The following is a 26,154-nucleotide window of genomic DNA, read 5'->3' on the forward strand; positions in this document are numbered from 1 at the left end:
ACGGCTGCAATCAGGCCTGACAATCAGGCTTGAGCGAGGAGCTGTCATTCGCCGTAACTCACTATTGGAAAGGAACAAGTTGGGGAATGGGTAACGCCGCAGCGACGGGCGATGGCCAGCGGCTTGCCGCGCTGTGGCCTTTGTCCCCGAGGAGTGGAGCGACGAGTTAGTGAGCAGTATTGTTAACTTTGAACTTTTCACCAAGATCTCTTACTAGCTCTTTTTCACTACTTTGATATTTCATTCCATCAATTAGCAAAATCCCTCCCATCAGCCAGAACAAACCAGCGACTACCCCTAAAGCAATGAGGTTAGATAGATCGAGGGAGCTTGACGAATCAGATAGAATCCAGCTAATAGTGAAAGCGGACGGTATTGCGAAGATCAGATAACCAAGTAATCCCTTTATAAAAGATCTGTGTATCTTTATCGACCACAAGACCCAGTAAGGGCGCTTGTTTTTCTTGAATGTAAACTTCGACTTAGCTTCGTTAAGTTCTACTACAGGCCTGTATGTTAGATATGTTCTGAAGGCGACGCTTGGAGTATTTGCGTAGAGGAGCACTTTTATCTCGTCGTAACTAACAGGCTTGAAAAATATTTGCTCAACCGTTTCTTCGATAATCAATCTGTTTTCTTTCTTCTTCCATTCGCGCTCATTTATCAATTTATCCAACAATTCGACGCTCGAAGACCGTATCTTTCTTCTCTCTCCATCACGGTTTAATCGAATGTAAATCAATCTGATGAGAGCCGTGATGATAGCAACAAGTACAGCTGTTGCAATTTTAGCGATATCTAATTCGTCCATGATTACCATTTGAAAGTTACCAGTATAAGCAGAAGGAAAATTTCCTCCTATGCCGGAAGCATTTTTTCCTTCAATCACTAATTAAGAAATACACTCTATCAGCTATTTAGCCGTTAAAACAGTTAGTTAAAGCACCGTTTCAGTAAAGGCTAACCGATAAAAACAGGAAACTTTCCTTCTATGTCAGGACGATGAAACATAGCGGTTCGAACTGTGTAAAAACAGAGTGCTTACGGTGTTTTTTATGCCACTCAATGTGCCTAAATTTACTTTCATTGCTGTCACAAGGCCTCGATTTCAAGCCGGGAACGTGGACACCCACCCGGCACGATAGCCAAATAACGTTGTTTTTCAGCTGCTTAGTGTGTGCGTTGCTGGGTTTTAGGTACGCCGGTTGAGTTGATGAGAGATGGTTGTCCTTTCGGTTGTCCCTTAAAATCGAATGCTAAAAACAAGGATGAGCGGAACCAGTCCAAAATGGTGAATACTTCACCTAACAGGGTTAAACGCTCTAACACCCATGCTTTGCGGTGGCTGTAATCAGTCCCTAGAAATCTATCTTCACCGCACAAGAACACACGACGCACACAACGACAAACACAGTGGTAGTAAAGGGTATCGGGTGGCGATACCAATTCTGAGCGGGGACGAGTCATAACAGCTTCCCTACTTTCAAAGAATAACTACTCAAAAGCGCAGAAGCTGTTCAAAAATCAGTCAAATGAAAATGGGCGTCCTTTTATTTTAGAAGTCTAATTCTTTTGACCATAGGTTCGGGTGGGGCGGCCTCCCCGTTAAAGCTGCGCTACAGAGTTTGAAAAACTCATATCATCGATGTAGGATTACTGGTTGACAGTCATGGAGGACAGCTCAATGAAAAAAACTATATCTTCACTTATTGTTTGTCCAATCATTTTTGCGCTTGTGTTGTCTGCTTTAGCTGGGTGTGACACCCCTCGCTCACTTGACTCATCTGAATATCAAAAAGACGGCTTTGTCATGCAGCTACCTACAGGTTGGGAAGTTGTACAGGATTATTATATTTCTCCAAAACGACGAGATATTAATATCCTGACGTCCGTGTCATCCACTGTCTCAATTAAAGTATTCGATAAAAGGGGAGCAGATCAGACTTTGAAGCAGTACGTCGAAGAATATCTGAATGTAGCCTTATTAGAAGATCTTAAAAATGATGCTAAGGTAGAGTACGGCGATGTCACTAGGGCACAAGGTAATGGTTATTTTGTTGAAGTTCTAGATACACAAGAAGATTACTACATCGAAATAATAGAAATGAAGTATGAGAATCACCTCTCTTTTGTCACCTTACATACGCCAATGAAGAGCAAAGAAAGCGTATTAAACGAATTCAACTTCCTAATCGAAAATATAAATGAATAATTCTTAACAACGATAAATGTTATAAGGACTTAACATGACACACGATGGCAATCTAGTTAGTGAATTAGGCATCAATAAGTACATAGAAGCCTACAAAAGTATTCATTTTTCCAATATATCTATGCTGGGTAGAACCAGTACCTACGAGAAAAAATGGCAAACCTGTGACTTTGGCTGTCATGGCCCCACATTTCGTAGAGCCGTTCCAAACACATCTTATTCCACCGTTCTTGGAGGAATTCAGAAAGAATCACATTTTCTTGCAGGCGTCATCGATGGCATCAAAACCCGAGCAGTGGATACACCAGCACGGATCGCTGGCGGAATTGACAGAACAACTGAAGGATTAGGACTACAGGGGCAACAACGTTTTCAAGATGTTGGAGGAGAAAACTTAGTGGTAGCACAAGCTTTCGCAACCACTATGAAGAAAGCTTGGGAAATGGATATTCAATCAATTTTTAATCCCATTGCCCAGTGCGTTACAGCAGTCGTCAGTGCCTATATTTCGATACTACCCAAAGAGTACATTAATGCTATTGCAGAAACTGGAGCCCTGAAGGTTGATTCAGCTCTGAATGAAGGCTACATAAAAGCCGCAGCGCAACTTGGAATAATCAATCTCCCTGATCCCTCCCAACTGGCAAATGCCAGCTCTTTGCTTAAAGGACGAACCGGACAATTCATAGGAAAACAAGTAGGGGTAAAGCTAACTAACGCAATTATCGCCATCATCGTTTACCAAATTTCATTAAAAATACTCAAGTCTCCTCAATTAACAGCACATACAAAGAAGAACTTCAGTCAACTCCGTAAAATCGCAAAAGGCGGGTTAGCTGGGGCGCTGGTTAATCTACTTAAGGCGCAAGGCCACATTGACAGAGCGGCAGATAGCAGTCGTATGCTAAAAAGAGGTTGCCCAGCACTTTGGAATATCATGCGTTACGATCTCAAAGGAGTCGATATGATTCTGTTTCTCATACATGACTATGTGGTCGAATATCTGGATAGGCTAAAACTGCTCGAAACAGATCCACTGATGTTTGCCAGCCTTATGAACGCATTAATCAAAGCAGGTAGAACTAAAGAAGTGTTCTTTCCAAAAAAGCTTTAGTGGCAAACGGCGAAGAACGGCGAAGGACACCCATTCGACACGATAGCCAAATGACGTTGGTTTTCTGTTGCTTAGTGTGTGCGTTACTGGATTTTAGGGACGCCAGTTGAGTTGATGAGAGATGGCTGTCCCTTCGGTTCTCTTTAGCAATTTAGTGCCGAAAGCCTAATTGTTTCTTTTTTTTTAAAATTTACATCAATATCATCTACTGGGTTACTATTGATTTCTAAACCCCTAATATTTAAATTTATATTCTCTTGTTTTTTAAATCTAAACATAATTCTAAAGTATGTTGTTTTTACTGTATCAGAAGGGATTTTAAGGACTGAGGTATAGTCTTCACTAAACCACTCTTTATCAGAAATTCTATAAGAATATGTAACTTCGTGAGGAGCAATAGCGTTTTCACTTGACGCAAATGAAACTGTACTTGGGCTCACTGAAATATTAAATTTCTTGTCAGAATTTACTTCAAACCAAATCCATGTTTGATCGTAATTCCATTGCACATCTCCGGCCTGAGTGCTAATTTTAATATCATTATTTTCTATAATTAGTTTTGATAGAGAATTATCACCGCAACTCCCAATAGATATGATTTTACCGTTTTTCGATTCTGGATAGTAATAAGTTCCAGGGTAAGCAATACATCCTTGAATCAAAACTAAAATTAAGATTGTTAGAAATGTGCGCATGATTTCCTTTGGTAATATAACTGTGTATTAGTACGACCTTGCAAGGTTAGCCTACCTTACAAGGTAGGAGGTGCGTATGTATCGTCGAACTAATAAATATCAGAAAAACATCGAACAATCATACAGCAAGCGAGCCAAACAAGGATCTGAACCGAGTCAAGATTATGAGAAGCGTACACAGTAATAACGGCGAGGGCCCCCCATCCGACACGATAGCCAAATGACGTTTTTTTCCTGTTGTTTTGTGTGTGCGTTACTGGATTTTAGGTACGCAGGTTGAGTTGATGAGAGATAGCTGTCCTTTCGGTTCTTTAGTGCTATTTACCAGAATATGCATGGCTAAACAGAACTTAGATTTACTTGTTATCTAGCTTGTCGAAGATCTCAATCAGGCTGACCTCAAGGTTTTTTCCTTTGACCGCGTCCAAAAAGGCCGTGCGGTCTGCTTCTGGAAGACGATAAAATGCAGCTTTCTTCTCTATTAAGCCAATAGACAAGTAGCGGTTCTTCAAATCTGATGGCTCTATTGTCTTATTTGAACCTGCGAGTTCATAAGCGATAGCGTCAAGTTCTTCCCTTGCAGAGCAATCTACAATTCGCTGCTCTTTGATGTAAAAAGCAGAGACAGAAAACGCCTGCTGGGAAATGCCCTTAAAGTCCGCCGGGGTGACGCTGATTTTTTTCTGTTCAGCGTTAATGCAGCTAGTGACTTTATCTTCGTATATTTTATACGGTGTTTCGTCAGGCGAGGCTTGAACATAAGTGCTGCTAAATAAGACTGTGAGGCCAGCAATCACTGTCATTCGAGTCATTTTAATTGATTGCATTGAATATATACCCAAAAAAATAATACGTTATAGGATGTAAGATTACGTTAGAAGCACCTATAAACAATCCTATTTTTTTCAGTTTTGCCCTTAATGCGTAGTTGGACACAAACGCGCTAAAGGTGTTCATATCGGTACACCTAGACACTAACTCTTCGCAGTCTACATCCCACACCCCCACACACTTTGTCGCAAACCCCACAAACGCCAATCTAATAAAAACAACCACTTAACCGTGGCCTTGCTTTTGCAACTGTCATTGTGACGACAATTTTCCTTAGCCGGATGGCAAACGCGGGGCGGTTGAGTCTCTGTGTTGATAGCCATGCTGGAGGTGCCATGAAACGAAGTGAGATAGCGGCGTTACAGGATGAACCGGCTTGCAGTCATAACAAAACTGAAGGCAAGAGTGGTTGCAGTCGCCCTGTACCTGGAGCGACGGCGGGGGGCTGCAGTTTTGATGGTGCGCAGATCAGTTTGTTGCCGATCGCGGATGTGGCTCATATCGTCCACGGCCCCATTGCTTGTGCGGGAAATAGCTGGAACAACCGCGGCACCCGTGCCAGTGGGCGAAACCTGTTTCGGTTGGGATTTACTACCGACCTAAATGAGCAGGATGTGATCATGGGGCGGGCGGAAAAGCGTCTGTTGCATGCCATTCGTGAAGTGATTGAGAAGCACGATCCGCCCGCGGTATTTGTTTATGTCACTTGCGTACCTGCGTTAGAGGGTAACGACGTTGATGCCATTTGTGAATTAGCCCAATCCCGCTGGGGGCGACCCGTGATCGCGGTCGATGCTGCCGGCTTTTATGGCAGCAAGAATCTGGGTAACCGTGTTGCCGGTGATGTGATGGTGAAGAAGGTGGTGGGTACCGCCGAGCCACCGCCGAAGCCAATGCAGCACCATCATCCAGAGCGTCCGGTGCACGATATCGTGTTTATCGGTGAGTACAACATTGCCGGTGAGTTTTGGCATGTGTCACCGCTATTTGAACAGCTGGGATATCGCATTCTCTGTTGTATGGCGGGCGACACGCGCTTCCATGAAATTCAGACTATGCACCGCGCTGACGCCGCCATGGTGGTGTGCTCGCGGGCACAGGTGAATGTGGCCAGAATGCTGGAAGAGCGCTGGGATATACCCTGGTTTGAAGGCAGCTTTTATGGCATCGAAGATACGTCCAATGCATTAAAGCAGTTTGCGCAATTAATTGGCGATGCCGATCTGATTGCCAATACCGATGAATTTACTGGCAGGAATGAATGCCGCATTCGATCGTTATTAGCCCCGTATCGTGAGCAGTTAAAAGGTAAAAAAGCGCTGCTTTATACGGGCGGGGTGAAGTCCTGGTCCATCGTTTCGGCGTTGCAGGAACTGGGCATTGAAGTGGTCGCGACCGGCACCAAGAAATCCACCGAAGAGGACAAAGCCCGCATTCGCGAGATCATGGGTGAAGACGCGCAGATGCTGGATGAGGGCGGGGCGCGAAACCTGCTGGATGTGGCCGCGCATTATCAAGCCGACTTAATGATTGCGGGTGGCCGTAACATGTACACCGCACTGAAAGCGCGCCTGCCATTCCTCGATATTAACCAAGAGCGTGAACACGCCTATGCCGGTTATGACGGCATGCTGACTTTTGCTAAAGAGCTATGCCGCACTATACAGAGCCCGATTTGGCAACATGTGCGCAGTGATGCTCCTTGGCAAACAGGGACATTTCATGGTGCTTATGCACCCGCTATTTGCAGTGAACAGCGGCAGGGAGGTTACGATCATGAGTCAGAATAACTCATCATCACCGGCGTCATCTTTAGCAACGCAAGGGTCAGTACAGCAGGCTTCAGTACAGCAGAAAGTGGAGCGTAATCGTCGCGCGTTAACCGAGCGCCCGTTAAAAACCAGCCAACCCACCGGGGCAACGCTGGCGACGCTGGGCATACGCAACAGTATTCCGTTGATGCACGGTTCACAGGGCTGTTGCGCTTTTGCCAAGGTGTATTTGATCCAACACTTCCGTGAACCTGTGCCGATTCAAAACTCTGCGGTTGATCAGATCGCAGCCGTGATGGGTGCAGACAGTAATCTTATGGAAGCGTTGGTGTTGCTGTGTGAAAAGCATCAACCGGAACTGATTTCAGTGATCACCACCGGCCTGACAGAGATGCAGGGCAGTGATATCGACCGCGTGGTGAAAGAGTTTAAAGTCGCACATCCCCAGTTTAGCCATATCCATGTGGTCACCATGGCAACGCCAGATTTTGTGGGTTCTATGCAGACTGGCTTTGCCAATGGTGTCAGTGCTTTGGTCAAACAGATAGCCCGTGCACCGGTTGTTAAAGCGCGTCGTAAGCGGCAGGTGAACCTGCTTTGCTCGGTGGCGATGACGCCCGCCGATGTTGAGTTATTACATCGTTATTTGGATGCATTTGATCTCAGCACCATCATGTTGCCGGATCTGTCGGTCTCTATGGATGGCCATCTGGCTGATGATGACTTTTCGCCCACCAGTGCTGGCGGCACGTCGGTGCTGGAACTCGAAGAGATGGCGTCCAGTGCTGCCACCTTGGTGTTCGGTGAATCCCTGTTTGGTGTTGGGCAGTGGTTACAGCAAAAATTTGCTGTGCCCTGTTTTGAATTCTCCTCATTAATGGGGATGGCGAACACCGACGCACTGGTGATGCGATTAGCTGAACTCAGTGGTAAGCCGGTGCCAGCGTGGTTAACCCGTGCCCGAAAGCGCTTGCAAGACGCGATGCTAGATAGCCATTTTCATCTCAGCACGGCACCCATCGCCATGGCGATGGAGAGTGATATGGCGCTGGGCTATACGGCCCTGCTGACCGAGCAAGGCTGTGAGATCTCGCGCTTAGTGACAGCCACCGACTCGCCGTTGTTAGCGCGCCTACCGATCAAGAAGATCGTGGTCGGTGATCTGTCGGATCTGGAGCCCGCCTTGGACAAAGTTTCGCTGGTGATAGGCAACACTCATACCGCCAATATGTGCGAGCCCAAATTACCCGTGTTGCGTGCCGGCTACCCCTGCCATGACCGCTACGGTACGGCTGATCTATTGCAGATTGGCTACGAAGGCGCCCGTAGCAGGCTGTTTGCCATGGTGAATATATTACTGGCGCAGCATCAGGATGAGGTGCCTGCCCATGTCAGCCGCTATCGTTTCGGGCCGGAAACAGTGAGTCAAAACGTCGCGGTTTAGAGCGTGCTGTTTAGAGCATAAGGAGCTCGAAATGAATCAACCGGAGCGGGTGTTGCATGTGGTGGAAGATGCGCATTCACCGATCAGTCAATTGCGCGTGGCGTTTGCCACTGGCGACAAAGAAACGGTCGATCAGCACTTTGGGTCGGCACGCAGCTTCATGATTTATGCCATCAACGAAGATGACTTTCACTTGGTGGAAGCGGTTGAATTTAAGCACGCTGCACAAGGCCATGATGATGGCAAATTACAGCCCAGGATTAATGCATTATCTGGCTGTGCTGCGGTGCACTTTATTGCCTGTGGGCCACCGGCGATCCGCCAGTTGCTGAATCAAGGCGTGCAGCCGCTGAAGCTGGAAGAGGGTAGTTGTATTCGCGGCTTACTGGAAGAGATCCAGCAGCAGATGATCGCCGAACCGGAAAGCTGGCCTGCAAAAGCATTGCTAAAAAAGCGTCAGAGTCAGGTGGATGAACTGGAGCGCCTTGTCGGCTTGCTGGATGAAGATTGGTAGTTAATCGCTGACAACAGCAAGAGCAAATACCCCTCATCTCAATCTTCTCCCCAGGGGAGAAGATGTTGTACATATTTGCTCCCTCTCCAAGGGGAGAGGGCTGGGGTGAGGGGTCTATATGCTCTTCAGCGGGAAACAGGATTTTTATCAAACTTAAGTATTAGGAGAGAACAATGAGTGCAGAAAAATATAAGGCGATCACCCGAGGCGGAACGCCATGGGAGCCTGAATTCGTTACTGAGGTTGATCAGTCCACTTGTATCGGATGTGGCCGCTGTTACAAGGTGTGTCCACGTGACGTATTTAATCTGGTTGAGCGTGAGATCGACGAAGATGATGATATGTACGACGATTATGAAGACGACGTGATGATGGTGATGGATGTCGAGAATGCCGATGATTGTATCGGTTGTAGCGCGTGTGCCCGAGTCTGTCCGAAGGATTGCCACACCCACGTTGCAGCCAGTGCGCTCTGAGTTTAGACGTCTATGAGTCAGATCCCGGTTCGTGTCGTTGCAGTGGATGATGAGTACCTGACAGTTGAAGGGCGACGGGCGGGTGGCTGTAGCGCCTGCGCCCAACAACAGCAGTGTGCTACCGGGGTGCTGCAACAAGCCGATCCCCGCACGTTTACGATGCGCATACACAAAGATGAAATAGATCGGGATGAGTTTGACCGCCACAGCGCTGTATCAATGGCTGATGGTCAACCGGCGGATCTATTTACGCCGCAGCAAGCGATCGTTATTAAGTGCGACGAAAAACAGATGTTGAGTGTGTTATTGCGTCTGTTCGTGCCGCCTTTATTGATGGTGGTGTCGGTACTCTTATTATTCACATGGTTGATCGCCACCAATTTAATACCGCCGCTTTCCGACCCATGGTTTGTCGGGCTGGCCTGTGCCGGATTCGCTGGCGGCAGCTGGCTAAGCCATCGGTGGTTGGCCCACTACACCGCCACCCATGCACCACCGCAGGTTAAGCTGGTTGCTACTGAGTCAGAGGTACCGATCTCCGTCACCCATGACTGAATCTCTACCGATTTAGTTATGCTCAGCTATTCGCTGCACTCAAGTCTGTTTGCGACGACTCACCTGTAATCTGTTCTCAGTTCAATTTTTCACGGGCAGCCGTTGCGGCCTCTATGCCCACGAGTGGCCAGCAACTCATGCTTTGGCTCAGGTAGGGGATAACCACTTAGTTGCGACAGTGCCGATGTCGTTAATCCTACAAAGCTGACAAAAAGCGCTGTTAATGTGAGCCATGTCTCGTTTGTTGTTGCGTAGGTGTTAACAAAAAACCTTATTAAACCATTAGGTTAGGCTGATTAACCGCTCAGGCACCTGAATTGCAATAGTGACTGTGGGTGATAACCAGTGATTGCAACGAAGGTTTTTAGACAAGTGCCGGAGTCCGGACTCGAGCAGTGTTAACGGTTCCCACATCGTTTTAGCTGCACTCCCACTTGTCACTCTCTTTCCCTTCCTTGCAATCCTGGTTGTCTCCCTAACAAATTCATCAGTCAGTGGGGCGTCGGTTATGTGGAACTATTCAGAGAAAGTAAAAGAGCACTTTTTTACACCACGAAATGCAAAAGTGGTCGAGCAGGCCAATGCGATTGGTGATGTCGGTTCTATCAGTTGTGGCGACGCGCTGCGTTTAACGCTCAAGGTCAATCCAGATACAGAGATCATTGAAGATGCCGGGTTTCAAACCTTTGGTTGTGGCAGTGCGATTGCCTCTTCATCTGCACTAACAGAGATCATTATTGGTAAAACCATCGATGAAGCGAAAGCAGTTAGTAATCAGGAGATCGCGGATTTTCTTGATGGCTTGCCGCCGGAAAAGATGCATTGCTCGGTGATGGGGATGGAAGCCCTGCACGCCGCCATTGCCCAGTATCGTGGCGAAGAGTTTGTTGATGACCATGAAGAGGGCGAACTGATCTGTAAGTGCTTTGCCATTGACGATGTGATGATCCGCCGCGTGGTGGCACAAAACAAACTCAGTACCCTCGAAGAGGTGATCAACTACACCAAAGCCGGCGGTGCTTGCTCTGCTTGTCATGAAAAGATTGAGTGGGTACTCGAGTCGTGCATCGAAGATTACGATGCCGCCAGTACACCAGCCAGCGTCGAACTGACGCCGCCAAAATCGATTGTCGAACGCGTGAAGCGTGTCGAAGCGGTGCTCGATGAACTTCGCCCCATGCTGCAGGCAGATGGTGGTGATGTACAGCTCGCCGATATTGACGATGACATGGTGTTTCTCACCCTCACCGGTGCGTGTTCTGGCTGCGGCCTGTCGGGTGCCACTTTGTCGATGATCGAACAACGCCTGAGCGAAGCTTTGGCGGAGCCCATTACTGTTTATCCGGTGGGCGGCGCTGCTCACGCAGGAGGTGTGTCATGAACTTGAACTACAAATGTTGTACCGGTACGCCAGAAAGCGATCCCTTAGGCAGTGCCTATCTGGACAATAATGCGACGACGCAGGTCGATCCGAAAGTGGTTGAAGCGATGTTGCCTTTTTTGACGCAGTTTTATGGCAACCCCTCATCCATTCATAGCTTTGGTCGTCCGGTGGGGCAGGCTATCGAAACTGCGCGGCAGCAAGTTCAGGAATTGATTGGCGCTGAATTCAGTAGCGAAGTGGTGTTTACCTCTTGCGCCACCGAAGCCACTACCACGGCGATTTTATCCGCAGTGGAAGCGTTCCCAGAGCGCAAGGAGATCGTCACTTCGGTGGTTGAGCATCCGGCCACCTTGCAGATGTGTGAGCACCTGCAGCGCAGGGGTTACACCATTCATTGGATCCCGGTCGACAAGAAAGGCCGCATTGATATGGACGCTTATAAAGCCGCCTTGAGTGACCGCGTGGCACTGGTGACCATGATGTGGGCGAACAACGAAACCGGTACATTGTTTCCGATCCGCGGTATGGCTGAACTGGCGAAAGCCCACGGCATTTTGTTTCACACTGATGCGGTTCAAGTAGCCGGTAAAGTGCCGATCCAGGTGGCCAATAGCGGTATCGATCTGTTGTCATTGTCGGGCCACAAATTTCACGCGCCAAAAGGTATCGGAGCACTCTATCTGCGCCGCGGCACCAAGTTCCGCCCATTGATGCGCGGTGGCCATCAAGAGCGGGGACGTCGTGCGGGTACCGAAAATGTCAGTGGTGTGGTTGCCCTTGGCGCAGCAGCGGCCATAGCCGCCGAGTCCGTCCGTACCGACACCGCTCGTATCAGTATGATGCGTGATCGTTTGGAGCAGGGATTGTTGGCGCGGGTGCCAAACGCTTTTGTTACCGGCGATCCAGGCAATCGCGTGCCTAATACCAGCAATGTGGCGTTTGAATATGTAGAAGGTGAATCGATCCTGTTGATGCTGAACCAGTTCGGTATTGCCGCGTCGTCAGGCTCCGCTTGCACCTCTGGCTCATTAGAGCCCAGTCACGTGATGCGAGCGATGGAGATCCCTTATACCGCAGCCCACGGCGCGATACGTTTTTCCCTCTCCCGTTTTACCACCGATGAGATGATCGACGCTGTGCTACAGGAGCTGCCGCCCATAGTTGCCAAACTACGCACCTTATCGCCGTACTGGAATGAAGCGGAAGGGGTGCCTCATACTGAAGAGTTTGCACCAGTATTTGGCTAACCGACTTGCCCCGTCTAACGGGGCAGAGGTAGGGCCAATAGGCATAGGGCGAAAAGTGGAGGTTAAGTTATGGCTGTGATCATTAATGACACCACGCTGCGGGATGGCGAACAGACCGCTGGGGTCGCTTTTTCACTGGCAGAGAAACTACAGATCGCTGATGCGCTGCAGGCAGCCGGTGTTCCTGAACTGGAGATTGGCGTGCCGGCCATGGGCGAGATGGAGCGGGACGCTATTAGAGAGCTAGCTGCTGTCCTTACTCAGTCCCGGTCGATGGCTTGGTGCCGGATGACAACGTCAGACATTGATGCTTGTAGGGGCTTAAGGTTGGATTGGGTCGACTTGTCGATCCCTGTGTCTGAACAGCATCTGAAGCATAAACTTAATATCAGCAAAGCCACTATGCTCGGGCGTATAGAGCCTCATGTGAAGCAGGCCTTAGATATGGGGTTACAGGTGTGCATCGGCATGGAAGATGCGTCCCGCGCTGATCCCGCTTTGTTGTTACAAGTCGCCGAGCAGGCTGAGCTGGCGGGCGCTCAGCGACTGCGCTTTGCCGATACCCTAGGTATTCTTGACCCTTTTACCACCCATGAACTGATCTCTGCTTTGGTGGATTACACCTCACTACAGATTGAAATTCATGCGCACAATGATCTCGGCCTGGCGACAGCCAACACGCTTGCTGCGATCGCTGCTGGGGCCCATAGCGCCAACACCACGGTCACCGGCCTGGGCGAGCGCGCGGGCAATGCCCCGTTGGAAGAGGTGGCGATGGCGTTGGAGGTGATCCGTGGCGGCCGGTATCGTGGCCAGAGTGGTATTCAAATTGCCAAATTACCGGAGATCTGCCAGCAGGTAGCGACCGCGTCGGGTCGTCGGATCTGCCAGCAAAAATGCATCGTCGGTAAAGGCGTGTTTACCCATGAGTCTGGTATTCATGTCGATGGTTTACTCAAAGATCCCAATAACTATCAGGGTTTCGATCCAAAACTGTTGGGGCGACAGCATTCACTGGTGTTGGGTAAGCATTCCGGCTCGCGGGCGATCCAGAGCATTTGTCATTCGTTAGGCGTTTCTCTCAGCGACAGCGAATGTGAAAGCTTTAAGCTGCTGCTAACGCAATGGGTTGAGCAGTACAAACGTAGCCCGAAATCCGACGAATTGTTGCAACTGCTACAGCAGCAGTTGACTGAGCCGCGCTTTGAAGCGCAGCGCTTGTATCCGCTATTACAGGCTTAAGGAGTACCTTATGACGAGTACAGCTGCAGCATCTAGTTCACCCCAATCAAGATTGCCGGCGACAGATCTCGATCTTGCACTGGCGGAGTTGGATTCTGCTGAAGATTTTCTGAAGTTTTTTCAGGTCAGTTATCAACCGGAAGTGATCCAGCATCGCCGTATAGAGCTGTTACGCCAGTTCTATCAGCAACTGGCGAACACCCAAAAGCAAACCCCGATGCTGGGGTGGCAACACTATAAAAGTGCATTGAATAGAGCCTATTGCCTGATCCAGAAAGGTGAGCAGGTGGGGTTCGCTGCCAGTAAATGTGGCGACTGCCAAAAGTGCGATTAACAACCCGCTAAACCTAAACGGGGAGACGACATGCTAAATAGTAAGTTCGAGATCGGCGGTAAGGTCAGGCTGATCCGTAATGTACGTGATGACGGTTCCTATATCGGCAAGCCGACCATTATTGACGGCGAAGAGATGCGCCGCGGTAAGCTACTGGTGCGTCGCGGAGAAGTTGGCTACGTCCGTCATGTCGGTATGTTCCTGCAAGATCAGGTGATCTATCAGGTGCACTTTCTCGATATCGACAAAACTATCGGTTGCCGTGAAAACGAGCTAATAGATGGTGATGCCCTCTGGCAAGACAATCTGTTTGAGTACGGTGACAACGTGCAATTGGGGTTGTCGTTGTCACGGGATGGCGAGGTGTTTGCTAACAAAGGCGATCCGGTAAGTGTGCTTGGGGTGTATCGCCAGCAGGATCAGCCAACAGAGTACCGCGTGCAATGGCAGGACCAAGAACTGCTATTACCAGAAAAAGCGCTGATTGCAGTGAGTTGTTAGCCTTTTGGAACTCTCTAAGGGTAGAAGCGTTTTTCACCAAAAAGAACGGTGAGGGGCTTTAGATTCAGAAGTTTTCGACGAAGCCTGATGAAGGGAAAGTACATAACAGAAAGGGCAAATACCCCTCATCTCAATCTTCTCCCCAAGGGAGAAGAGGTGAACAGAAAAAGCGCAGAGCTGAGAGACTTTGGCTGTTGATTACCTTTCTTAGGAGCGAGGCGATTTGCAATGGGCTTGGTTATTAGCTTTTTCTCCCTCTCCTAGGGGAGTTGTAATGTGCAGCGGTCTTGGTTATGGCTTTTACTCCCTCTCCTAGGGGAGAGGGCTGGGGTGAGGGGTCTTTAGATTCAGAAGCCTTGGACGAAGCCTGATGAAGGGAAAGCACATAACAGAAAAGGCAAACACCCCTCATCTCAACCTTCTCCCCAAGGGAGAAGAGGTAAACAGAAAAAGCGCAGAGCTGAGAGGCTTTGGCTGTTGATTACCTCTATTAGGAGCAAGGCGATTTGCAATGGGCTTGGTTATTAGCTTTTTCTCCTTCTCCTAGGGGAGTTGTAATGCGCAGCGGCCTTGGTTATGGCTTTTACTCCCTCTCCTTGGGTAGAGGCATTTCTCATCAAAAAGATTGGTGAGGGGTCTTTAGAGCAAATAGTAACGGGACTTTTAGTTCAAATCGGTGAAAGTTTTTTAGCCACCGCTTAGTTAAAGATAACAGGCCAGGAGTACTTTATGAGCAACGTTCCACATGCATATCTATTGATGAAAGCCAGTCTTGCTCAGTTTGGCCTGAACCTCCAGCAGCTTAAGCCGGAGCAGCTTGCGCAAGCCGAGCGTGCAGCGGTTAATGCTCAGCAATTACAGCAGCGCGTGCTAAATAGTTCGGAGGCATCGAAAGTGGTGATCGGTGCATCGCAGGTGGAGCAGGCTATCAGTGAACTTCAATCGCGCTATCCACAGGTTGAGGAGTTTTACGACTCGTTGACCGTTAATGGTTTAGATCTGCCTCAACTGCGCCAAGCGCTTAGAGACGAGATCCATAGCGAAACTGTTCTCGATTATATCTGTAAAGATCTGCCGGATCTGAGTCAGGAGCAGGCACTGGCTTACTATGACAAACAGCCGGAGAAGTTCTCCCAGCCAGAGCGGCGCCGGGTTAGTCATATTTTGCTGACTATCAATGACGAATTTCCAGAAAATACCGCCGAGCAAGCGTTAGCGAGGATCACCGAGTTGGCGCAAAAGATAACCACTGACAACTTTGTTCATCTCGCCAAACGTTATTCTGAATGTCCGAGCGCCATGCGCGGTGGTGAACTGGGATTTAGCCACCAGGGACAACTCTATCCAGAGTTGGATCAGGTGCTATTTGGAATGTCGGCGAACGATATCTCCGCGCCGATCCAAAGTGAAATCGGTTATCACCTTATCTGGTGCCACGAGATCATGCCTGCCCATACCGTGAGTTTTGCTCAAGCTTACCCACAAATTAACCAAGCCCATATGAAGCGCGCCCGCGTTGCCAAGCAAAAACAGTGGCTGGCGGAGCTTGTTGTAGCAAATAGAGAGCAAACACAGCGCGACAAAGTCCTTAGTTAGTGGTTCTGCTAATTCGCGTGATCGCCGCAGCCAGCACGCCGATTAAAGCGCCAAATGAATACGAAATGGCGGATGGGATGTTTGATTCTTTTGACGCTGGACGCCAACTGCTCGAAAATAGTTTGTCACTAATTCAAGGAAGGTCGCCTCGACAAGTATCGGCGGTGCCTACATTACTCAACACTAGGCTGACAAATGATTCGTGTCTTTAGATGGATCTTAGTGATCCCTGCGGCTGTACTAGGATACATGGCAAGCATGTTTATCGGCATGTCGACGCTTTTCGCATTTGAGAAATTTTGCCCTCCAGATCTGGTGATCTCAGAGATGTGTACGGCGGGTTATATGCACTATGTAGAAGCTATCTGTTTGCTGCTGTTCTCATCGTTGGCCGCTGTATTGGTTGTGTTGCTGCCTTCCCTTATTGCGCCAGCCAATAAACAGATGGTTGCCGGTGCAGCCTACATTGTTGGTGCTGTTACAGCGCTTTATATTGGGCTGGAGCTAGGCGCATACCTGGTTTTGTTGTCTGTATTGGCAAGTGGTGCGTTGACGTTATATTTGGTGCATCGTACGTTAACCAAGCATGCTTTGACCTGCGACTGAATGTGGTTCTAGTAACCCTTTAGTATCTTACCGGCGCGCAGCAGGGGCGTTTCCGGAGTATCCGTGACTGCACAGTAGTGATTCCACGTGGCTATATGCTTTGAGAATATGCTCAACACTATCGTCGCGCCCTAGTTGAATGCGGCGGTAATGCGCGAGCGTTTTTTTTAGGTAGCTCTTTGCTAATTCGGCTTCTTCTGTTGAGGTTGAGCGCCAGATTTTGTCACCCACAGGGCTTATTGGGGCGCTACTATCTGTATTTGAAGAGACCTGTAGCACTTCGTAAAAGCGCCGGTTTTCAGCTACCAATACCTCATCAATTAAACTGAAATTATGTGCGATCAGTGCTTGTCGTAAAGCGAACTGGTGGTGCACCGGACACAGCAAAAAATCGATCGCTAAGTCTGGGTGCGCTCGGTGGATTTCTTTTATGAAACGGAGCATCAGATCGCCACCCACTCCAGCGATGATCACCAGATGTTTGCCTTGATATTGGCTCAGTGGCAGGGCTGCCACGTCCAAGCAGTGGGTTTGCCAAGCATGGGGTTGTCTGTCGGCATAAAAACGCGCGAGTTTCTCGTCTATCTGTGCCATTAACTCAGGCACGATATCGACAAAATGTACGGTATCTGCCGCCTTGTGTGTCAGCAGTGCAGCGCCAAGTAAGCCATGATCACAGCAGCAGTCCCAGACATGGCTATAACCTGCGTTCGCTTGCCGCGCGGTTAATACCATCTGTTCAATTCTCTGTAATCGTTTACCTAACTTCATCAGCGTCGTTTCACTAATTATTTCAATGTAAGTTTCATTGCTACTTGGTTGGCCGCGTTATATCGCGACTCAATGAAGTTTAAAACTAAAATTGATGCCGCTTGCCGAGTTTTCGTTGTCGGTTCTTGGTGGCTTGTTTCAAGTGTGTACATTAATTGGTCTATTTTTAACCGGTAATCTTATACTGATTAAAGCGGGTTGCCCCTCACGGGGCATTCGCGTGGGCTCAGAGCGGTGTCCGTGAGTACTCTGATTATAATAATTATTAACGGATAACTAGCCGATGAATAAATCTCACACACCGATAGTGCCTCAGGAATCAAAGTGGGCAGTGCTTGCTGGCGTCGCTTTAATTTCGATGACTTCTTCTAGTTTTGCCCACCTTCCATCCTATGAAGGAGAACGAGTTAGAAACAGTGGGCACTTTGAAACCAGTGGCTTTTCTCAACCCGTTAGGGGGGAGTGTGATGTTAATGCGGTTGGGCCAACCGATCCCAACGCGGGATCAGCCAATATCTACCTAGGTGCTGGTAACACGCCGCCGAATTTCTTCTGTCTATATGCCACACAGGATGATTGGAGTTTTAAATATCCGGTAGAGATAATTGAAAAATCACGTACCCCCGCGCCAGATTACGTACAAACGCTGGATCCAACATCAGATCCGTATGATACCTCTTACTTAGAAGAGGGATATATTCCCTGTGATCAGTTTAATCCTGATCCATTCCAGTGCCCCCGTGAGATCCGTAATCCGGTGACCGGCCAAGTGACTGCGCTACCCGGTAACTGTATCGATACCGCCAAACCGGATGATCCCGCATTATGGAGAGAGCGAGAGGAGGCAGAGGCCAACGGTGAAGAGTTTCTTGGTGCACCAGATGGGGTCTATCATTGTGCGATCCAATCAGGCTCACCTCGTCCGCGTACCAGCTCGGTACTGATGTCGACACTCACGGGCGTAAACGATGTTGATTGGGGGATCTATCGTTACAAACCTGCTTACAGAGAGCAGCCCATTGTTGCTGCACCGCAAGTGCCTGCATGTGAGCAAAATCTTAAACAGTTTGTTAGTTTTGCCTACATGGGGCCGTTAGGACTTCGGGATGCGCGGACGGGCGAAGAGTTATTTACGCCAGTGGGTGAGGTAGGTGACTTACCTGATGACGTAATTGACAATATCCCCAATGGCTACGGTATTCGGGTCAATTATCCGGATAAGTTTAATCCGCGCCGAAACAATCCAAGAATTGGCTATGCATCAGGTTTTGCCCAAAACGCTTGGTTACTGGCGCCGCATTCGATTAAAGAATGTATCGATAGCTTTGAAAAGTGCTTGGCAGAAGAGGAGCTGCGTAGCCACTATGATGGCAACGACATCTTCTTTATTAATGAGCAAGAGTCAGTCGACCTTTATTTGGCGTGGTGGGTTAATGATCCGAGCAAGTATCGCTGGCAGGACTATTTAAAGCGCTACAAACTTTATGACGTCTCAATTACGACCGGCGTTATTGATCAATTCCTGTTAGGCGACTTTATCAGTATCGGTACTACTGGGCCATTTACCGCCAACGGGCGCTATGTGCATGGGCGTTGTTCTGATCCACGGCCAGGGGGCAGGGTGGATATGACCATAGAAACTAACTAACTTAATTGTCTGTCATGTGGAAAAGAGCGCTAAGGTTAGCGCTCTTTTTTTATGTTTGTCGCATGTTTGATCAGAGGGGCTAGACGTGGTTTCAGATCCCAGCAATATTAGTGTCGACAGTCAGCCAAGTAATATTGTGTTGTTTATACCCAAGGAGCGTCAGGTGAAAACAAAATGGAGATCGATCGCCGCAGTGGTGATGGCAATGCTACTGTCAGCATGCAGCGAACCGTTGCCTGTAGATAAGTTGAACTACGCCGGAGATTGGCAGAGTAGGGAGATGGAACTGCTAATTCTGACCGATGGCACGGTGGCCTATAAGCGATTACAAAAAGGCGGTACCACGTCTATCAACGCGCCTCTAAAAGAGTTTCAGGGTAACAACTTTATCGTCGGTATTGGCCCCGTGACCACGACGTTTATTGTCGCTGAGCCCCCAACAGAGGTTGATGGCCAATGGCAGATGGTGGTGGATGGCGTGCGACTAACCAAAGCGCAGAATTAGCGTCTGATTATCATGTGTTCCATTATCACCTTCGCCAGCCAGTGCGGATCATCCAATGGCAAGTCATGGCCTGCGTAGGGGTGAAGAGAAAGTGGACACTGCCATTGGGTGGCTATCTGTTTTGAACAAGTGGTATTGACCAATTGGTCGTGACTGGATGCGATTAACATCACTGGCACGTCGGGTTTTTGCCTGGGGGCACGATAACGTGCCGCGGCTAACAGTTGACGCAGGGCATTGGCTAGGCTGACGGGGGCTTCTCTGTGATACGCCACCCAGCGCTGCAGCAGCGGTTGATTGGTGGCGTGCCGATTTGAGGTCATTTGTAATATCAGTGCTTCTTTGGCTTGTAATGAGCGGGGCAGCACAAAATGGCGAATGATAGGCAGGTACCAGCGGCTAGCGAGGCGCTGAGTGATGTTGCTGAAGTTGGCAAAGCTGGTATTGATCAGAGCGATGCCGGAAAGCTCTTGCGGATATCGCTTTGCCCATTCGGTGGCAATCATTCCGCCCATGGAGATGGCGAGTAGGTAAGTTGCGCCTTGGTCGCCTTGGTCGCGTTGCCGCTTTGTTTGCCGACGAAGATCTTCCACCATAGCGCTGATACTGCAAGCTGATGCTTCACCATGACGGCGACCATTTCCTGCCAGATCCGGTGTGATGATGGCTGTGTGGGGCAGTTTGTTACGCAATATCTCTGGTAGCGTTTCCCAATGGCGCTGTTCTCGCAAAAGCCCGCGAATAAGGATGATCTGGTGCTTCATTTGTTGCCTTTTCTACTATGGCTATACCAGTTTTTTAATCCGGCATTAAAGTCTTTGCGCTGTTGTTTCGCGGTTTGCGGCAACCATTCGGCGTAGCTGCGAGTTGCAGCCATTAAGAAGTCGATCAGTGCGTAATGTCGACGAAGGACGCGATTTTGCCGATGGGGTACGGTGGGGTTAAACAGATCGACAAACCGCAGCAGTTGCCGTGGGTTTTTCTTCACCCAAAGCCAGGAGCCCATCTCTAAGGTTAGGGGTAAAAAAGTGTGCTTGGGGTGCGTTTGCCTGCTTTCGTCGTAAAGCAGATCCCAGACATCGCCGTGGGTCGTGTAGCTGCTGGACTGTGGTTCAAATAGGTAGTTGGTGTTATGGCGATGGGCTTTATTAAACAAGCGGGATAACCGATAAGCGACCGCGAGATCTGCGATCGGTTGACGGGTACGGGCGTAGGGAAACCACACCCGATCGGTTAAGCCAAAGCCGGAATGGCAATCGAGGCTGAGGCAGAACGGACGTTGCAGTAACTGCGTTTTTACCAACTGATAAACGGCGTTAATCTCCGGCTCCATTGGTTGATTGGCTTTGCCTCGGTACCAAGGCAGGTGGCGACTGAGTCGATGACCACCAGCCAGAAAAAGTACGCGTTCAGCAGATTCTATTGGTGCGTTGCGCATCAGATCGATGCCGTTGGGATTACACCGACGTCGCATCCACATGCCGCCTGGATTCACCAGAGGTACGAAGATCAAAGTCATCTGCTGCAGTTGCGCGTTTAGTCCCTTATCCCAGCGTAATCTTTCTAACAGGCTGCGCAGGAAGGCTAATAACACTTGGGTGCCAATGCGCTCTACACCATGGACACCACCTAATAAGACGAGGGCGGGGGCGGTGGGATCTTCACTGCCCAGCGTGAGTTGATAGACCGGCAGGGTGTGGGAACCACATTTTACTTGGGTCAGTACTCGCGATTTAATCTGGTTGTCGGCACGGTCAATCAGTTGCTGTAGTTCGAACAGCTCGGGTAACTGTTTGTTTAACTCGTAGAGAAAGTCTGATCTCATTCATCGCCCTGTCATTGCGTCGTTAACTCCGGCCAATTCAATCTAGCGCGAGAATATGACAGTTTGGATATCTTCGATGATTGTTACAGTGCCGCTAAAGCTATTAATTCTTTGGTGCTGCGATGACGCGTTGTTTGCTGCCTGTGCCGATCCGGTTTTGTTTTTTCATAACCGCCAATAAGGTATGGTGGGGCAACTAAGTGCCCGCTGAATAAATAGAAGATACATGCAACGTTTTACTACCCAATTTACTCTGTCTAAAAAATATCTGGCGGAATGCTACGATCAGTCTTTGCCCCATGGTAAGAACCCCAAGCCCAACTATATTTTTCCGGCATGTTTGTTTGTTGCCGGCACCGGTCTGCTGCTATTTACTGAACAAGCCAAGTTGGTCGGCATCATGTTGGTTGCGTTGGGTGGGCTGGAGCTCGTTCATATTCGATTTCGCCGCGCTTGGTGGTTAACACGGCAGATGTGGGGGCGCAGCTCGGGTAGTGAAGTGAAGCTGGTTATCGATGAAGATGGCATAAAGACACAAAATCCGTACACCCAAACAGCACTGCTATGGGCTGATGTGGAGCGCGTCATTGAAACCGAACTAGGGCTTATTCTGGTAGCCAAATCTGGTGCGCAACAGTATCTGTCTAAATCACTGTTCTCTGAGGAAGTGATAGGCGATCTAATGGCGTTGAATAACGCAACAGAACGAGCTTAAAGCTCACGGGCACTTCTCAAATTAAAACATGATGTAATGCTGACATTTTTTAAGGATATCTATGCAAGCGTTAAGGCTGCTTTTTCAATCGTATCACGCTGCATTTGAGCGTTTAGATCCTGCCGCTATCAGTGATTGCTATCTGTTGCCATGTGCGACTTCTGACGGTGATGGCAATGCAGTGTTTGCTGATTTGCAATCACTGCAGAATAAGTTCGCGCTGAACTGCCAGCAGTTACAACTTGCTGGTTATACAAGTTCTGATTTTGAGATCCTGGAATATCAGCCTTTGGGTGACCATGCGGCGTCGGTAAAGATCGCGTGGTCAGTTAGCTTTAATGAGCAGCAGCAACATTTTGGTACGCTTTACCTCTGCCATTTAGTCGCGGAAAGGTGGAAGATATTTAGCGCACAGGTTTTTCCGTTCTAAGTAGTCTGTGTCGTGATGAAACCTATCACGGTTAAACATTCAATGTGTCGTTGTACTAAGTGCGGTAAGTTGGCTACGGTATATATTCAGTTAACACAAGGAGGCCGTATATGTTCAGTCACGTTTTTTTGGGTGCGAATGATCTTCAGGAATCGAAGCGTTTTTACGATGCTATTTTAGGCGCGATGGGGTATGAGCCAGGCGTGATCGATGAAAAGGGACGTTGCTTCTATTTCACCGATAGCGGTGTGTTTGCTATCACTAAGCCGATTGATGGGGAACCTGCTTGCCATGGCAATGGCACCACCATTGGTTTTGCAGCAAAAAGCCCTGAACAAGCGGATGCCTGGCATGCGGCTGGGATCGCTAATGGCGGTGTCACTTGTGAAGATCCGCCGGGGATACGGGAAGGCTCTATTGGTCAGCTTTATTTGGCTTATCTAAGGGATCCCGCGGGCAACAAGCTGTGCGCCTTGCATCGTTTGCCTAAAGATTGATCGTTCGTCCACCGAACAGAAAAAGGCAGGCCATCATAGGCCTGCCTTTTTGTTATCAGAACGGTTATTCAGTGTTTAGCGCACGGTGGGGCAGGCCAATTCGAAGTACTGATTATTATTGAATTCGAACTCCTGGATCACGTCCAGCTTCGCTTTGCGTACATGGGCGGCATAAGATCTGGGGTTAATCTTATTGATAAAGGTGACCAGTATTGGATAGCGCGTCGACATCTGCTGCAATGCGAACTCGAAAATTTGCTCGAAAACACCTTCGCCACGGACTGATTTATCGACACAGACCGGGCCGTACTGGTACGAGTTATCAACACTGAGCACCTGTTCGTTGTAGGTCAGCGAAGGTAGCCCTTTGATCATGTGCGCAAACATCGGCCATTTAGACCAAAACTGCCAAGAAGCTGCCATGGCATAGGCGACGACTTCACCCTCTTTTTCTGCAATAAACAACCCACGCTCCTGTGTGATTAGTTGGGTCATCTCTTCTTTAGTGAATGGCGTGGTGACAAAACCATCCTTCTTATCCTCTTCGGCGATGGAATCTACCTGATAGCGAAAATGAAGGGACAATACGTTGTCGATATCGGCTAACTCGGCACATCTAAACTGCATCTTGATTGTTCTCGTCAGGGCGTTGGTAAATGAAACGCCAGCGATAATATCACTCCCTTAGCGGCGCGACGATCTGTGCTTTGAGTTTTGCTTAGGATTTAAGCAAAATTCAATAGTAGCTAGAGTAGTGTGCCGACAAGCATCACTACTCTAGCTAAATGACTACACAGAACAGGCCGGACAGATCGGATCGCCGCCTGCTCCGGTCATATAGCCCCCCGCACAGCTGGCGGATTGACAGGCTATACAGTGGGCAGCGCCAATTTTACTGAGATCTAAACCGAGCAGTTGCGCTTCAGCCAGTTCCGGCGTGGCGTCCTCAGATAATGCTGGATCAGCGGCGAGTTCTGCCAGCGTTTGATAGTGATCACCTAGGCCAAACAGGGCTGCCAGTATTTGTACAAAGCGATATTCCGGGATCGCCTGATAGTTATCTATGCCAACCACATCACCACTTGACGTAACAAAGTCTAGTTTCCCGAGCGAGCTATAATCCCAGTTTTGGGTGGAGTGCAGGGCTGCGCATATTTTGGGGAAGTAATGACAAAACGCTTTTCCTAGTTTCGTATCGCCAATCCCCTTGAACAGGTCGACAAATTCTTGTGTCGGCGGCAAAAACGGTACTAGGTCTAAGTAGTTTTCAAGCCGAGTGACAGGCAGAGCCATGGGATAGTGGGTAACAAAATTGGTATCTCCGGGATGGGGAGATGCGAAGGTGACGACTTGGGTGGCGATGATATTCTCACCTAACATTAATCGTGCCGCACCTAGTGAAGCTAACGGCCCGCCTTTGCTGTGTCCGGTAACGTAAATGGGTGCTGAAGGGTATTTTTGTTGCAGTAATTCCACTGCGGTAACGACGTCTTCCCATAGGGTATTTAGCGCGGCCCAAAATCCTGAGTGCACTTTACCGGGCAATGGTGGGGCGGAGACTGGGGCAGAATCCACAATGTCTTGCCACCAATCCTCTAGGCTGGCGACTGTCCATGCCGGCGGTAAGGTGCCCCGGAAGGCGATGATAATCCCATCCTGATTAATTCCAACCAAGCAGGCGTTGATCTTTGGCCCGGATCCCCCGCCGGATTTTGTTGCTGAAATTGCGGTGGGTGGTGCGGTCCAATTTACTGCTGGATCGTAAATGGCTGGCGCGATGTAGCTGCCAGTTTTACTACTGATACCGTAAGCACAATTACAGGCGCAAGCGAGTCGAGAGAAAAGCGTTGGGGCAGTGTTAGCCGTAGGTGATGACATCCGTTTGTCCTTATTAATCCTTGTGTGTGAACTATAGGCTTAAGACAAGGTAGGACATTTTACAAATAGCCATTGGCTATAAGCGCCGTGTTTCCTATTAGCTAAGGAAACTAAAACCGACAGCATTGGCTGTCGGTTGGGAGGGTGTTACTGCGCTGAAATGATATTCAACGTGATCAACAATCCGAAAATAACCAAAAACCAAAGCAAGGCACCGAGGAACAACCAAAGACAATTAAAAACAGTGAGGGTGCGATTTGAATTTGCGGCGGGGTCATTGCAAGCGATATTTGCCCTGATCTGACCTTGTAGCAGTGCCCAGCAGATAATAGGGATAAATGCCAAGCTTGAATATGCCAATAGTGGCACAACAATCTCATTGCTTGCCAATTTGTCTAAAAGCCGACCAAGTATGGTCAATACCACAAAAACGGTAGCCGCAAAGCTTAGCGACTTACGGGCTGGATGGTTACCTTGTTGGTACTTATCGTCAATAACGCCAAACAGGGCATGGGTGAAGAAAATGGCGAATATAGCCCGAGGGATAGGCCAGATGTTGTCGTTATTGTGTTTTTTAAACAGACTCCAATGCTTATAAAACCAGTAGATAGAGTAAAAACCTAGGGTACCAATAAAAAGGATGACAAACTTTAACGGTGATACGACGTAGAACTCTTGGGACACTTCCGTGTTTGTATTGGAGATCTCTGGTGCTGCATTGAGAACCTCTTCCATCTCAATTTCCTCATTTTGATTTTTGTCTGTGTATCTGCCGAAAGTTGGTGACGTTAAAAACCGACAGCATTGGCTGTCGGTTTGACGTGTGTGGCAAACAGGTTATTTGATCAAACGGATCGCAAAGGGGACACGGAATGGCTTGCCACTCGATGCCGCGATAGCTCCCATGATACAAAATACTAAATGACAAATACCCACGACTGGCATCAGTAAAGCGCCGATCACGACAATCACCAAAATGGCTGATAACAGGTAACCGATTGCAGCAGTAATTGACCAGTTCAACGCTTCTTTTGCCTGATCCTGCAGGTACGGATCATCTTTCTTGATGAGGTAAAAAATAAGGCCCGGAATAAAGCCAAAAAAGATCGTACCGATCCATGTCAGTAGCGCCATGTTTTTAGTGTCTTGAGAGATCTCTGCCTCTACTTCTGTTATTTCGTCACTCATTTGATTTCCTTTCTTGTATTCCCGATGGTGGCTTGCATTGTATTTCGCAATCAGCACCACTGATTAGTCATTGCTACCTGCTTTACTCTAAAGCCTGTTTGAAATCATATCTATAACCTTATTAGTTGTGAGTTCAAACATTTGCACGCCAATGTCCGAAAAAACAGCTTTCTG

30 protein-coding genes are annotated in these 26,154 nt (G+C 48.6%); 19 read left to right on the forward strand and 11 right to left on the reverse strand.

Going from position 1 to position 26,154, the window contains the following annotated elements:
* Positions 1 to 166: 166 nt before the first annotated feature.
* Both EZV61_RS13640 and EZV61_RS19545 read right to left on the reverse strand, forming a co-directional pair.
* The gene (locus tag EZV61_RS13640; RefSeq protein WP_131416260.1) at positions 167 to 889 is read right to left on the reverse strand and encodes a hypothetical protein; all 723 of its coding nucleotides are present in this window, start codon (positions 887 to 889) and stop codon (positions 167 to 169) included.
* A 281-nt stretch (positions 890 to 1,170) separates the two neighbouring features.
* Complete coding sequence (locus EZV61_RS19545) at positions 1,171 to 1,467, reverse strand: hypothetical protein (RefSeq protein ID WP_205695388.1); 297 nt, start codon at positions 1,465 to 1,467, stop codon at positions 1,171 to 1,173.
* 217 nt (positions 1,468 to 1,684) lie between these two features.
* Here EZV61_RS19545 and EZV61_RS13650 point away from each other — a divergent pair, with 217 nt between their 5' ends.
* Positions 1,685 to 2,212 (forward strand): hypothetical protein, encoded by a 528-nt coding sequence (locus tag EZV61_RS13650; RefSeq protein WP_131416261.1) that lies wholly within the window; start codon positions 1,685 to 1,687, stop codon positions 2,210 to 2,212.
* Positions 2,213 to 2,246: 34 nt separating this feature from the next.
* The gene (locus tag EZV61_RS13655) at positions 2,247 to 3,326 is read left to right on the forward strand and encodes a cellulose-binding protein (RefSeq protein ID WP_131416263.1); all 1,080 of its coding nucleotides are present in this window, start codon (positions 2,247 to 2,249) and stop codon (positions 3,324 to 3,326) included.
* 143 nt (positions 3,327 to 3,469) lie between these two features.
* Here EZV61_RS13655 and EZV61_RS13660 read toward each other — a convergent pair whose 3' ends face one another.
* A complete protein-coding gene (locus EZV61_RS13660; protein WP_131416265.1) occupies positions 3,470 to 4,021 on the reverse strand; it encodes a hypothetical protein in 552 nt (183 codons plus the stop codon).
* Between the two features lie 356 nt (positions 4,022 to 4,377).
* On the reverse strand, positions 4,378 to 4,848 hold the full coding sequence (locus tag EZV61_RS13665) for a hypothetical protein (protein ID WP_131416267.1): 471 nt from the start codon (positions 4,846 to 4,848) through the stop codon (positions 4,378 to 4,380).
* A gap of 339 nt (positions 4,849 to 5,187) precedes the next feature.
* Here EZV61_RS13665 and nifE point away from each other — a divergent pair, with 339 nt between their 5' ends.
* The 12 genes from nifE to EZV61_RS13725 all read left to right on the forward strand — a co-directional run bounded on the left by nifE (position 5,188) and on the right by EZV61_RS13725 (position 16,523).
* On the forward strand, positions 5,188 to 6,642 hold the full coding sequence (nifE, locus tag EZV61_RS13670; RefSeq protein WP_131416269.1) for a nitrogenase iron-molybdenum cofactor biosynthesis protein NifE: 1,455 nt from the start codon (positions 5,188 to 5,190) through the stop codon (positions 6,640 to 6,642).
* The gene (nifN, locus tag EZV61_RS13675) at positions 6,629 to 8,068 is read left to right on the forward strand and encodes a nitrogenase iron-molybdenum cofactor biosynthesis protein NifN (RefSeq protein WP_131416271.1); all 1,440 of its coding nucleotides are present in this window, start codon (positions 6,629 to 6,631) and stop codon (positions 8,066 to 8,068) included. Before nifE ends, nifN begins: the two co-directional genes overlap by 14 nt.
* 31 nt (positions 8,069 to 8,099) lie before the next feature.
* On the forward strand, positions 8,100 to 8,582 hold the full coding sequence (locus tag EZV61_RS13680; RefSeq protein WP_114336423.1) for a NifB/NifX family molybdenum-iron cluster-binding protein: 483 nt from the start codon (positions 8,100 to 8,102) through the stop codon (positions 8,580 to 8,582).
* A 173-nt stretch (positions 8,583 to 8,755) separates the two neighbouring features.
* Positions 8,756 to 9,058, forward strand: a complete 303-nt coding sequence (fdxB, locus tag EZV61_RS13685) for a ferredoxin III, nif-specific (protein ID WP_114336424.1) — start codon at positions 8,756 to 8,758, stop codon at positions 9,056 to 9,058.
* A gap of 12 nt (positions 9,059 to 9,070) precedes the next feature.
* A complete protein-coding gene (locus EZV61_RS13690) occupies positions 9,071 to 9,613 on the forward strand; it encodes a SoxR reducing system RseC family protein (protein ID WP_131416273.1) in 543 nt (180 codons plus the stop codon).
* Positions 9,614 to 10,121: 508 nt separating this feature from the next.
* Complete coding sequence (nifU, locus tag EZV61_RS13695; RefSeq protein WP_131416275.1) at positions 10,122 to 10,994, forward strand: Fe-S cluster assembly protein NifU; 873 nt, start codon at positions 10,122 to 10,124, stop codon at positions 10,992 to 10,994.
* Positions 10,991 to 12,244 (forward strand): cysteine desulfurase NifS, encoded by a 1,254-nt coding sequence (gene nifS, locus EZV61_RS13700; protein WP_131416277.1) that lies wholly within the window; start codon positions 10,991 to 10,993, stop codon positions 12,242 to 12,244. Before nifU ends, nifS begins: the two co-directional genes overlap by 4 nt.
* Positions 12,245 to 12,313: 69 nt before the next feature.
* Positions 12,314 to 13,486, forward strand: a complete 1,173-nt coding sequence (gene nifV / locus EZV61_RS13705; protein ID WP_131416279.1) for a homocitrate synthase — start codon at positions 12,314 to 12,316, stop codon at positions 13,484 to 13,486.
* A 10-nt stretch (positions 13,487 to 13,496) separates the two neighbouring features.
* Complete coding sequence (locus EZV61_RS13710; protein ID WP_131416281.1) at positions 13,497 to 13,820, forward strand: nitrogenase-stabilizing/protective protein NifW; 324 nt, start codon at positions 13,497 to 13,499, stop codon at positions 13,818 to 13,820.
* A gap of 30 nt (positions 13,821 to 13,850) precedes the next feature.
* Positions 13,851 to 14,321 carry a nitrogen fixation protein NifZ gene (locus tag EZV61_RS13715; RefSeq protein ID WP_131416283.1) on the forward strand — a complete coding sequence of 157 codons (471 nt, stop codon included), beginning with the start codon at positions 13,851 to 13,853 and terminating at the stop codon, positions 14,319 to 14,321.
* A gap of 729 nt (positions 14,322 to 15,050) precedes the next feature.
* Entirely contained in the window at positions 15,051 to 15,917 is an 867-nt protein-coding gene (nifM, locus tag EZV61_RS13720; protein WP_131416285.1) for a nitrogen fixation protein NifM, read from the forward strand.
* A 195-nt stretch (positions 15,918 to 16,112) separates the two neighbouring features.
* Entirely contained in the window at positions 16,113 to 16,523 is a 411-nt protein-coding gene (locus EZV61_RS13725) for a hypothetical protein (RefSeq protein WP_131416287.1), read from the forward strand.
* Between the two features lie 27 nt (positions 16,524 to 16,550).
* Here EZV61_RS13725 and EZV61_RS13730 read toward each other — a convergent pair whose 3' ends face one another.
* Positions 16,551 to 17,294 (reverse strand): tRNA (adenine(22)-N(1))-methyltransferase, encoded by a 744-nt coding sequence (locus EZV61_RS13730; protein ID WP_131416289.1) that lies wholly within the window; start codon positions 17,292 to 17,294, stop codon positions 16,551 to 16,553.
* A gap of 283 nt (positions 17,295 to 17,577) precedes the next feature.
* Here EZV61_RS13730 and EZV61_RS13735 point away from each other — a divergent pair, with 283 nt between their 5' ends.
* Both EZV61_RS13735 and EZV61_RS13740 read left to right on the forward strand, forming a co-directional pair.
* The gene (locus EZV61_RS13735; RefSeq protein ID WP_131416291.1) at positions 17,578 to 18,942 is read left to right on the forward strand and encodes a hypothetical protein; all 1,365 of its coding nucleotides are present in this window, start codon (positions 17,578 to 17,580) and stop codon (positions 18,940 to 18,942) included.
* Positions 18,943 to 19,105: 163 nt separating this feature from the next.
* The gene (locus EZV61_RS13740) at positions 19,106 to 19,447 is read left to right on the forward strand and encodes a hypothetical protein (RefSeq protein WP_240695211.1); all 342 of its coding nucleotides are present in this window, start codon (positions 19,106 to 19,108) and stop codon (positions 19,445 to 19,447) included.
* Here EZV61_RS13740 and EZV61_RS13745 read toward each other — a convergent pair.
* Both EZV61_RS13745 and EZV61_RS13750 read right to left on the reverse strand, forming a co-directional pair.
* Positions 19,444 to 20,211 carry an alpha/beta fold hydrolase gene (locus EZV61_RS13745; protein WP_131416293.1) on the reverse strand — a complete coding sequence of 256 codons (768 nt, stop codon included), beginning with the start codon at positions 20,209 to 20,211 and terminating at the stop codon, positions 19,444 to 19,446. The two genes, EZV61_RS13740 and EZV61_RS13745, sit on opposite strands and share 4 nt — an antisense overlap.
* Positions 20,208 to 21,272, reverse strand: coding sequence for a DUF2817 domain-containing protein (locus tag EZV61_RS13750; RefSeq protein WP_131416295.1), 1,065 nt, complete (start codon positions 21,270 to 21,272; stop codon positions 20,208 to 20,210). The genes EZV61_RS13745 and EZV61_RS13750 overlap by 4 nt, the downstream gene beginning before the upstream one ends.
* Positions 21,273 to 21,498: 226 nt before the next feature.
* Between EZV61_RS13750 and EZV61_RS13755 the strand changes: the two genes are divergently transcribed.
* From EZV61_RS13755 to EZV61_RS13765, 3 genes are all read left to right on the forward strand, one after another.
* Complete coding sequence (locus EZV61_RS13755; protein WP_114336438.1) at positions 21,499 to 21,987, forward strand: YcxB family protein; 489 nt, start codon at positions 21,499 to 21,501, stop codon at positions 21,985 to 21,987.
* Positions 21,988 to 22,048: 61 nt separating this feature from the next.
* Positions 22,049 to 22,417, forward strand: coding sequence for a hypothetical protein (locus EZV61_RS13760; protein WP_131416297.1), 369 nt, complete (start codon positions 22,049 to 22,051; stop codon positions 22,415 to 22,417).
* A 110-nt stretch (positions 22,418 to 22,527) separates the two neighbouring features.
* On the forward strand, positions 22,528 to 22,914 hold the full coding sequence (locus EZV61_RS13765; RefSeq protein WP_114336440.1) for a VOC family protein: 387 nt from the start codon (positions 22,528 to 22,530) through the stop codon (positions 22,912 to 22,914).
* A 75-nt stretch (positions 22,915 to 22,989) separates the two neighbouring features.
* Here EZV61_RS13765 and EZV61_RS13770 read toward each other — a convergent pair whose 3' ends face one another.
* The 4 genes from EZV61_RS13770 to EZV61_RS13785 all read right to left on the reverse strand — a co-directional run bounded on the left by EZV61_RS13770 (position 22,990) and on the right by EZV61_RS13785 (position 25,980).
* Entirely contained in the window at positions 22,990 to 23,541 is a 552-nt protein-coding gene (locus EZV61_RS13770; protein WP_114336441.1) for a GNAT family N-acetyltransferase, read from the reverse strand.
* Positions 23,542 to 23,703: 162 nt separating this feature from the next.
* Entirely contained in the window at positions 23,704 to 24,792 is a 1,089-nt protein-coding gene (locus EZV61_RS13775; RefSeq protein WP_130565695.1) for a lipase family protein, read from the reverse strand.
* 147 nt (positions 24,793 to 24,939) lie between these two features.
* Complete coding sequence (locus EZV61_RS13780) at positions 24,940 to 25,527, reverse strand: DUF4234 domain-containing protein (protein ID WP_130565694.1); 588 nt, start codon at positions 25,525 to 25,527, stop codon at positions 24,940 to 24,942.
* A gap of 102 nt (positions 25,528 to 25,629) precedes the next feature.
* The gene (locus EZV61_RS13785) at positions 25,630 to 25,980 is read right to left on the reverse strand and encodes a DUF4870 domain-containing protein (protein ID WP_114336447.1); all 351 of its coding nucleotides are present in this window, start codon (positions 25,978 to 25,980) and stop codon (positions 25,630 to 25,632) included.
* Positions 25,981 to 26,154 lie beyond the last annotated feature (174 nt).

It is taken from the genome of Corallincola luteus (assembly GCF_004336975.1).
Taxonomy (GTDB): Bacteria; Pseudomonadota; Gammaproteobacteria; order Enterobacterales; family Neiellaceae; genus Corallincola; species Corallincola holothuriorum.

What these genes read in the sequence shown, in the direction of transcription:
- EZV61_RS19545 (WP_205695388.1), bottom strand. Translation starts at nt 1,467, where the DNA reads ATGACTCGTCCCCGCTCAGAATTGGTATCGCCACCCGATACCCTTTAC.
- EZV61_RS13650 (WP_131416261.1), top strand. Translation starts at nt 1,685, where the DNA reads ATGAAAAAAACTATATCTTCACTTATTGTTTGTCCAATCATTTTTGCG.
- EZV61_RS13655 (WP_131416263.1), top strand. Translation starts at nt 2,247, where the DNA reads ATGACACACGATGGCAATCTAGTTAGTGAATTAGGCATCAATAAGTAC.
- EZV61_RS13660 (WP_131416265.1), bottom strand. Translation starts at nt 4,021, where the DNA reads ATGCGCACATTTCTAACAATCTTAATTTTAGTTTTGATTCAAGGATGT.
- EZV61_RS13665 (WP_131416267.1), bottom strand. Translation starts at nt 4,848, where the DNA reads ATGCAATCAATTAAAATGACTCGAATGACAGTGATTGCTGGCCTCACA.
- nifE (WP_131416269.1), top strand. Translation starts at nt 5,188, where the DNA reads ATGAAACGAAGTGAGATAGCGGCGTTACAGGATGAACCGGCTTGCAGT.
- nifN (WP_131416271.1), top strand. Translation starts at nt 6,629, where the DNA reads ATGAGTCAGAATAACTCATCATCACCGGCGTCATCTTTAGCAACGCAA.
- EZV61_RS13680 (WP_114336423.1), top strand. Translation starts at nt 8,100, where the DNA reads ATGAATCAACCGGAGCGGGTGTTGCATGTGGTGGAAGATGCGCATTCA.
- fdxB (WP_114336424.1), top strand. Translation starts at nt 8,756, where the DNA reads ATGAGTGCAGAAAAATATAAGGCGATCACCCGAGGCGGAACGCCATGG.
- EZV61_RS13690 (WP_131416273.1), top strand. Translation starts at nt 9,071, where the DNA reads ATGAGTCAGATCCCGGTTCGTGTCGTTGCAGTGGATGATGAGTACCTG.
- nifU (WP_131416275.1), top strand. Translation starts at nt 10,122, where the DNA reads ATGTGGAACTATTCAGAGAAAGTAAAAGAGCACTTTTTTACACCACGA.
- nifS (WP_131416277.1), top strand. Translation starts at nt 10,991, where the DNA reads ATGAACTTGAACTACAAATGTTGTACCGGTACGCCAGAAAGCGATCCC.
- nifV (WP_131416279.1), top strand. Translation starts at nt 12,314, where the DNA reads ATGGCTGTGATCATTAATGACACCACGCTGCGGGATGGCGAACAGACC.
- EZV61_RS13710 (WP_131416281.1), top strand. Translation starts at nt 13,497, where the DNA reads ATGACGAGTACAGCTGCAGCATCTAGTTCACCCCAATCAAGATTGCCG.
- EZV61_RS13715 (WP_131416283.1), top strand. Translation starts at nt 13,851, where the DNA reads ATGCTAAATAGTAAGTTCGAGATCGGCGGTAAGGTCAGGCTGATCCGT.
- nifM (WP_131416285.1), top strand. Translation starts at nt 15,051, where the DNA reads ATGAGCAACGTTCCACATGCATATCTATTGATGAAAGCCAGTCTTGCT.
- EZV61_RS13725 (WP_131416287.1), top strand. Translation starts at nt 16,113, where the DNA reads ATGATTCGTGTCTTTAGATGGATCTTAGTGATCCCTGCGGCTGTACTA.
- EZV61_RS13730 (WP_131416289.1), bottom strand. Translation starts at nt 17,294, where the DNA reads ATGAAGTTAGGTAAACGATTACAGAGAATTGAACAGATGGTATTAACC.
- EZV61_RS13735 (WP_131416291.1), top strand. Translation starts at nt 17,578, where the DNA reads ATGAATAAATCTCACACACCGATAGTGCCTCAGGAATCAAAGTGGGCA.
- EZV61_RS13745 (WP_131416293.1), bottom strand. Translation starts at nt 20,211, where the DNA reads ATGAAGCACCAGATCATCCTTATTCGCGGGCTTTTGCGAGAACAGCGC.
- EZV61_RS13750 (WP_131416295.1), bottom strand. Translation starts at nt 21,272, where the DNA reads ATGAGATCAGACTTTCTCTACGAGTTAAACAAACAGTTACCCGAGCTG.
- EZV61_RS13755 (WP_114336438.1), top strand. Translation starts at nt 21,499, where the DNA reads ATGCAACGTTTTACTACCCAATTTACTCTGTCTAAAAAATATCTGGCG.
- EZV61_RS13760 (WP_131416297.1), top strand. Translation starts at nt 22,049, where the DNA reads ATGCAAGCGTTAAGGCTGCTTTTTCAATCGTATCACGCTGCATTTGAG.
- EZV61_RS13765 (WP_114336440.1), top strand. Translation starts at nt 22,528, where the DNA reads ATGTTCAGTCACGTTTTTTTGGGTGCGAATGATCTTCAGGAATCGAAG.
- EZV61_RS13770 (WP_114336441.1), bottom strand. Translation starts at nt 23,541, where the DNA reads ATGCAGTTTAGATGTGCCGAGTTAGCCGATATCGACAACGTATTGTCC.
- EZV61_RS13775 (WP_130565695.1), bottom strand. Translation starts at nt 24,792, where the DNA reads ATGTCATCACCTACGGCTAACACTGCCCCAACGCTTTTCTCTCGACTC.
- EZV61_RS13780 (WP_130565694.1), bottom strand. Translation starts at nt 25,527, where the DNA reads ATGGAAGAGGTTCTCAATGCAGCACCAGAGATCTCCAATACAAACACG.
- EZV61_RS13785 (WP_114336447.1), bottom strand. Translation starts at nt 25,980, where the DNA reads ATGAGTGACGAAATAACAGAAGTAGAGGCAGAGATCTCTCAAGACACT.